Annotated in this window: 5 protein-coding genes; 4 read left to right on the plus strand and 1 reads right to left on the minus strand. The window is 36.5% G+C overall.

Annotated features, from left to right (window positions below; genetic code table 11):
* The first annotated feature begins 38 nt into the window (after nucleotides 1-38).
* From LV89_RS02440 to LV89_RS02455, 4 genes are all read left to right on the plus strand, one after another.
* A complete protein-coding gene (locus LV89_RS02440; RefSeq protein ID WP_109741269.1) occupies nucleotides 39-758 on the plus strand; it encodes a pyridoxine 5'-phosphate synthase in 720 nt (239 codons plus the stop codon).
* Nucleotides 759-780: 22 nt separating this feature from the next.
* Complete coding sequence (gene pbpC / locus LV89_RS02445) at nucleotides 781-3327, plus strand: penicillin-binding protein 1C (protein WP_229201461.1); 2547 nt, start codon at nucleotides 781-783, stop codon at nucleotides 3325-3327.
* A 285-nt stretch (nucleotides 3328-3612) separates the two neighbouring features.
* Nucleotides 3613-5286: an AAA family ATPase gene (locus LV89_RS02450; protein ID WP_158279491.1), complete on the plus strand. Its 1674-nt coding sequence runs from the start codon at nucleotides 3613-3615 to the stop codon at nucleotides 5284-5286.
* A complete protein-coding gene (locus LV89_RS02455; RefSeq protein ID WP_109741271.1) occupies nucleotides 5283-5873 on the plus strand; it encodes a hypothetical protein in 591 nt (196 codons plus the stop codon). Before LV89_RS02450 ends, LV89_RS02455 begins: the two co-directional genes overlap by 4 nt.
* 77 nt (nucleotides 5874-5950) lie before the next feature.
* Here LV89_RS02455 and LV89_RS02460 read toward each other — a convergent pair.
* Nucleotides 5951-7093 (minus strand): pseudouridine synthase (locus tag LV89_RS02460; RefSeq protein ID WP_109741272.1); only part of this gene is annotated, 1143 nt, incomplete at its 5' end.

Consider the following 7093-nt stretch of genomic DNA (forward strand, 5'->3'; position numbering starts at 1 on the left):
CTAACACCCAAATCCAAACCACTAACACCTAATATAAAATGACAAAACTTAGCGTAAATATTAATAAAATAGCTACTCTTCGTAACTCACGTGGTGGCGATAATCCAAATGTTGTAAAAGTGGCTCTTGACTGCGAGCGTTTCGGTGCTGAAGGTATAACGGTTCATCCACGCCCAGACGAACGCCATATTCGTTACCAAGACGTGTATGATTTGAAGGCAGTCGTTACCACAGAATTTAACATTGAAGGCAACCCTACCGAAGCAAAATTTGTGGAATTAGTCCTTGCCAATCGCCCAACACAAGTAACACTTGTACCTGACGCATTGGGAGCAGTTACTTCCAATGCAGGTTGGGACACCATCACGCACAAAAGCCGTTTGCAAGACCTGATTGCTCAATTTAAAGAAGCAGGAATCAGAACGTCAATCTTCGTAGATGCCGACCCACGCATGGTAGAAGGTGCAAAAGAAACAGGAACAGACAGAATAGAATTATATACCGAACCTTACGCCGAAAACTACTTCAAAAACCGTGAATTGGCGATTAAAGACTTTATCGTAGCCGCTCAAAAAGCCAATGAATTAGGTTTGGGCATCAATGCAGGACACGATTTAAGTTTAGATAATTTGCGTTATTTCCAACAAAATATCCCCAATCTTTTAGAAGTCTCCATAGGTCACGCTTTGGTTTGTGATGCTTTGTATTTGGGGCTGGAGAATACAGTGCAGTTGTATTTGAGAGAAACGAAGGCGTAAGGAGCGTTAAAAACGCAATACCATGCGACAACCGATTGCAAATCGATGTCAGCGGAAAATTGTGCTTTTTGCAAATGTTAGAATTGCTGTCATTGCGAGCGTAGCGAAGCAATCTGTTAGCTTACGGGCGGTGGCTTTCAAGCTCCATTTCATCAATCCAACAGATTGCTTCGCTACGCTCGCAATGACACCAAATTATAATCAATATGAAATTGACCAAATGAATCTCAACAACCTAAAACAAAACACAATCCCATTCCTAAAAAGAATTTTCCAATACAAAGCCGTGAGAGTCATTTCTTACGGCTTATTGCTTTTCATTGTTTTAGACCTCATTTTTCCTTTTAGAGTTCAACCTAATTATTCTACTTTAATTACAGATTCTGACGGAAAAATTCTTCATGCTTTTTTGAATAATCAGGATAAATGGCGGATGAAAACGGAGCTTTCGGAGATTACGCCAACTTTGGAAAAAGCGATTGTATATAAAGAAGACCGTTGGTTTCGTTGGCATTTTGGAGTAAATCCTTTTGCCATTGCACGAGCAGGTGTACGCAACATATTTACGGGCAGACGCACCTCGGGAGCAAGTACCATCACGATGCAAGTGGTACGTTTGTTGAATCCTCAAAATCGTACTTATTTCAATAAAATCATTGAAATGCTACGGGCTTTTCAGTTGGAAGTACATTATTCCAAAGATGAAATCCTGCAACTTTACTTAAATCTTGTGCCTTATGGTTCAAATATCGAAGGTATCAAATCGGCTTCGGTTTTGTACTTTCAGAAGTCGCCCGATGTACTGAGTTTGGCAGAAGTAATGGCTTTGGCAATTATTCCTAATCGCCCATCAAGTTTGCGTTTGGGTATTAATAATGATTTTATTTTGAAGGAAAGAAATCGTTGGCTAAATGAATTTAAAGACTCGGAAGTATTTCATAATCAAGACATTGACGATGCTTTAAACGAGCCTCTCAATGTTCAAAGACACGAAGCTCCCAAACTTGCTCCGCATCTATCTTTGCGATTAAAAAACGAGTATCCGACCGAGGCAAATATTCATTCTTCCTTGATTCGGAATAAGCAATTGACGATTGAGAAAATTGTACAAAACTATGTTAGTCGGCTTTATGCCATGAATATTCACAACGCTGCGGTGATGGTAATGAACAACCAAACGCACCAAGTAGAGGCTTATGTGGGTTCGGCAGATTTTAATAATCCTGTGGACGGCGGACAAGTAGATGGTGTACGAGCGATTCGTTCACCAGGAAGTACGCTGAAACCGCTTTTATACGCAACGGCTTTCGACAAAGGAATTATCACGCCAAAAACCATGATTAATGATGTTCCAACGAATTTTGGAGGTTTTGAGCCTGAAAATTTCGATAAATTATTTCATGGTAAAATAACGATTGAATACGCTTTGGCAAATTCTTTAAACATTCCTGCGGTAAAAATCTTGAAAGAAATTTCTACGCCTGTTTTGGTAGATAAACTCAAAAAAGCTGATTTTCAAGCAGTGAAAAAGAATTCGTCCAAATTAGGATTATCCTTAGTTTTGGGTGGCTGTGGCGTGACTTTGGAAGAGCTGACAAATTTGTTTTCAAGTTTTGCTAATGAGGGTAATTTTCAAAAATCAATATATTTAATTGATAGCAATCATTCACAACTCACAACTCACAATTCAGAACTAATAAGTCCCGAATCTACCTATTTAATCAACCAAATCTTAACCCAAATTACCCGTCCAGATTTACCCAACAACTACGCTTACACATACAGAATGCCCAAAATTGCTTGGAAAACAGGAACATCATTTGGTAAAAAAGATGCTTGGAGTATTGGTTACAATGCCAAATATACCGTTGGCGTTTGGATTGGAAATTTCTCTGGCGAGGGCGTTCCAGAACTTTCGGGAGCCAATATTGCTACGCCATTATTATTCGATATTTTCAATACGATTGATTATAATTCTTCCTCAAAATGGTTCAAATCACCCGAAAACATCGCTTTAAGAAAGGTTTGTGCGGAAAGTGGAGACGTGCCTAACGAGTTCTGTGTCAATCAAATAACGGATTATTATATTCCAAGTGTTTCAAAAATGACTTTATGTACACACGCCAAATATGTGTACGTAAATGCCGATGCAAGCATGAGTTATTGTTCGCACTGTTTACCCGATAGCGGTGCCGTGAAAAAAACGTATCCAAATCATTCGCCTGAGTTGGTCAGTTGGTTTGAAACCAAGCATATTCTCTACGAAAGAATACCTCCGCATAACCCAAAATGCGAAAGAGTTTTTGCAGAAAATGCTCCACAAATTGTCTATCCTGTGGATGGTTCAGAATATATTTTGGATAAAAATGACACGCAAAAACTAATGCTAAATGCCCAAGTCAGAAACGATGTGAAGGAAATTTATTGGTATATTAACGATAAATTACTACAAAAAGCAACGCCCAACACGCCCATTTTCTTTGTTCCAGAAGCAGGCAAAATCAAGATTTCGTGTAGTGATGATAAGGGGAGAAATACGGATATTTTTGTGAAGGTTAGGTGGGAATGAGTATTGGTTACTGGTTATTTAGAAACGGAAGTATGTATTTAATGTCGCAAAACCTCACCCCCAACCCCTCTCCGATGGAGAGGGGAGAAAAATGGGGTCGAATGCTCCCCTCTCCATCGGAGAGGGGTTGGGGGTGAGGTTTTTTCGACTCAAATTTAACTTGCGACATTAAGTATATACTTCCGTTTAGAAATTAGTAACTGGAAGTAAAATCAATAAAAATAAACAATCCACATGGTTTTTCTTGTGGATTGTTTATTTTTGGGGTAAATGAGCAATAATCAAATGACAAAAACAGAAGAAATACGTTTACATAATCTTTTTATCAAGTTCAAAAACGAAGGGAAAGGGATTAATGAGATAAAGGGCTTGTTGGAGGTTGATGGGGAGGTTTTAAAGGAATGGAGTTCGGGTTTTGAAAACGTTACAAATGAAGCAAAAAAACGTTTTGGAGAACAACCTTTTACCATTGATGGAATATATCAAAAGGACAATAGTTTCCATTATAAAGTTTCTCCCAAAACAGAATATGCTCAATTAGAAGAAGTTAAAACAATGTTAAGTGCCTACAAATATCTTGAAGAAGATGAAAAAGTAGACAAAATACTACTTTCTGAGGCAGAAAAAGCATATTCTATTTTTGAAAAATATTTCACTTTTTTAGAATATGATGATAAACAAGCATTATTCAATCCTAAATATACGCTTAACACAGAAGATGAAAGCGTTAAGAAATTTGCAGAGGAGGCAATTCATTTTTATGCAAAAATTCATTATACCGCAAAAACTCAAACTAAAATTTCATTAATTCAATCTATTTCAAAAGATTGTTATTCCAATGCAAACAAAATTCTACCGTATGCACTAAAATCGCTTAAAATTGAACAATATGAAGGAGTAAAAAAAACAGGATTTGAAGGCTTACCGATTGATACCAGTTGGGTATTTTTAATTGGAGAAAATAGCTATGGAAAAACAACAATATTGAAAGCTATTTCACTTCCACTTATTGATGTCAGAGAATCTGAGGAAATTATTCCCGAATATGAATTGAAAGAAAATCTTATAGGAATAGAATATTTTAGTTTAAGTAAAAGCATAATTAATAACTTGGGAGGGAATATATTTACCCCTCTATCACACCTCGCCTGTTACGGTCCCTCACGCCTACAAATTCAAACTGACCAAACACAAAATGATATAGCTAAGAAAAGTACAACTACATATAGCCTTTTTAATTCAGATGGAATATTGCTAAATATTGAATTTGAATTATTGATTTGGCATTTGGAAAAAAATCCAAGATTTGATGCGGTCAAACAAACATTCTTAAAATTAATCCCATACCTATCTGATATTCAAGTAGATGTACCCCAACGAAAGATTTTTTACATCGAAAAAGAACCAACCGAAAATGGCTCAAAATATAATCGTGTAACTTTCAATCAGTTAGCTTCTGGTTTTAGAAGTATCTTGGCAATGGTGGGCGACATGATGATTCGTTTGTTCAAATCTCAACCTGAAATTACCGAGCCTTCTGAATTGGCGGGAATCGTGATTATTGATGAATTAGATTTGCATTGGCATCCTAAAATGCAGAGAGAAATCCCCTCTTTGCTTTCGTCCATTTTTCCCAAAGTACAATTCATTGCTTCTACGCATAGCCTTGTGCCATTGTTGGGTGCTCCCGAAAATTCTGTTTTACTAAAAGTCAATCGAACCGTTGAAGAAGGAATCACCGTTGAAAAAGTGGATATTGATTTTCAAGCTCTATCTTCCGATACGATGCTTCGTGACATTTTTGATTTAGAAGAATATATGAGCGACCCGAAGATTAAGGCTTGGGAAAGATATAAAGAATTGAAAAGGTTAATTAGAGCAGAAGAAAATATCGACAAAAAAGAGACCTACATGGACGAGCGAAGAGAGATTGGCAATAAATATACTTTTCCAGCATGAGAAGACAAATTAAAAACACCGAATCACTGATTTTATCGAATAAATGGAAATATGGAACTCATAGCGAAAAAATTAGAGAAACCCTTTTGACAGAACAAAATCAAATTTGTGTCTATACTGAAACCTTTTTTGGAAGAAGTGATACCAGAGATATTGAGCATTTTAACCCCAATTTGAAAGGAACTGACGAAGACGGATACCACAATTGGTTTTTAGTAAAACATCAATGGAATTCTGAGAAATCGACTAAATGGGAAAAATTCCAACCTATTTTGAGCCCAATGAATGATGATTTTGAAAAAAGAGTAATTTATGAAGACGGCTATTATGATTTTAATATTGGAGATAGAGAAGCTGAAAATTTGATAAAACTCCTCAAATTAGATGATTTAGAACTTGCTCGTGAGCGAAAAGAATATGTAAATGGTCATAGAGAAGATATGATAGAACTGAATTTATCAGCCCAAGTATATTTTGACCGTCTGATGAAAAGAAGTCCCAATCGTGTTTATTTTATTAGAGCCATTGAAGAAGAATTCAAGATAAAAATAAATTTTCCAGAATCAACAAAAAAAATAAGCTACTGAAAATCAGTAGCTTATTTTTTTTGTAAAGTTATTTCGATTGTCTGAGTGTACTAAAACCAACAATCAAAATCTTTTTCCTAAATAAAGAATTTTAATTTTACTACTTCTTTCTCAGTCAAGAATCTCCAAGAACCACGTGGAAGATCTTTTTTGTTCAATCCTGCAAAAGTGGTACGGTCAAGTTTAAGAACTTCGTATCCTAACGATTCAAAAATACGTCTAACAATACGGTTACGTCCTGAGTGAATTTTCACACCAACTACCATTCCGTCTGGCGTAACAATTCCTAATTCATCTGCTTTAATTTCGCCATCCTCAAGGGTAATTCCTTTCAAAATTTGGTCAAAATGTTCAGTTGCTAAAGGTTTGTCAAGTTCTACTTGGTATAATTTTTCAACTTCGTTTGATGGGTGAGTTAACTTATCTGCCAATTCTCCATCATTTGTCAAAAGCAATAAACCTGTTGTATTTCTATCTAAACGACCTACTGGATAAATGCGTTCTTCACAAGCGTTTTTCACTAAATCCATAACCGTTTTGCGGTCGTCTGGGTCTTCAGTTGTCGTGATAAAGTCTTTTGGTTTATTTACTAAAACATAAACCATCTTCTCACGGCTCAATTTACGATTTCCGTACTTCACAACGTCTCCGGGTTGAACCTGATACCCCATTTCAGTAACAATTTTACCGTTTACTTTAATCTCTCCAGCTTTAATCAAATCATCAGCTTCACGACGAGAACAAATCCCTGCATTGGCAATGTAACGGTTCAAGCGAACATCTCCGTTACTTTTTCTTTCTGACTCTTCAATTTTTTTCTGAACCTTTTTAGGAGCAGTATCTTTATATCCTCCGATTTTGTAAGTAGGAGTCCATTTATCAGATTCTTCTACTGGACGGTGAGCTTTGAAAAGGTTTTTCCCACCAAAATTTGCCTTGGCAGAACCATACGTTTTCTCAGATTTACCAGTTCTTTTATCGCCTCTTTCTTCTCTTGCTTCCGTTGGTTTGTCAGAATACGAGTTTGTGCGAGGTTTATTAAAATCTCCTTTATCAAAACGCTTTGCAACAGGTTTTCTTTTATCAAAACCTTCTTCTCTTCTTCCGTTGAAAGATTTTTTATCATCACGATTAAACTCTCTTCTTTCTGGACGCTCACTATTAAATTCTCTTCTCTCTCCGTAAGGTTTACGCTCGCCTGAGTTAAAATCTCTTCTCTC

This window comes from Arcicella aurantiaca, from assembly GCF_003148625.1.
GTDB classification, from domain to species: Bacteria; Bacteroidota; Bacteroidia; order Cytophagales; family Spirosomataceae; genus Arcicella; species Arcicella aurantiaca.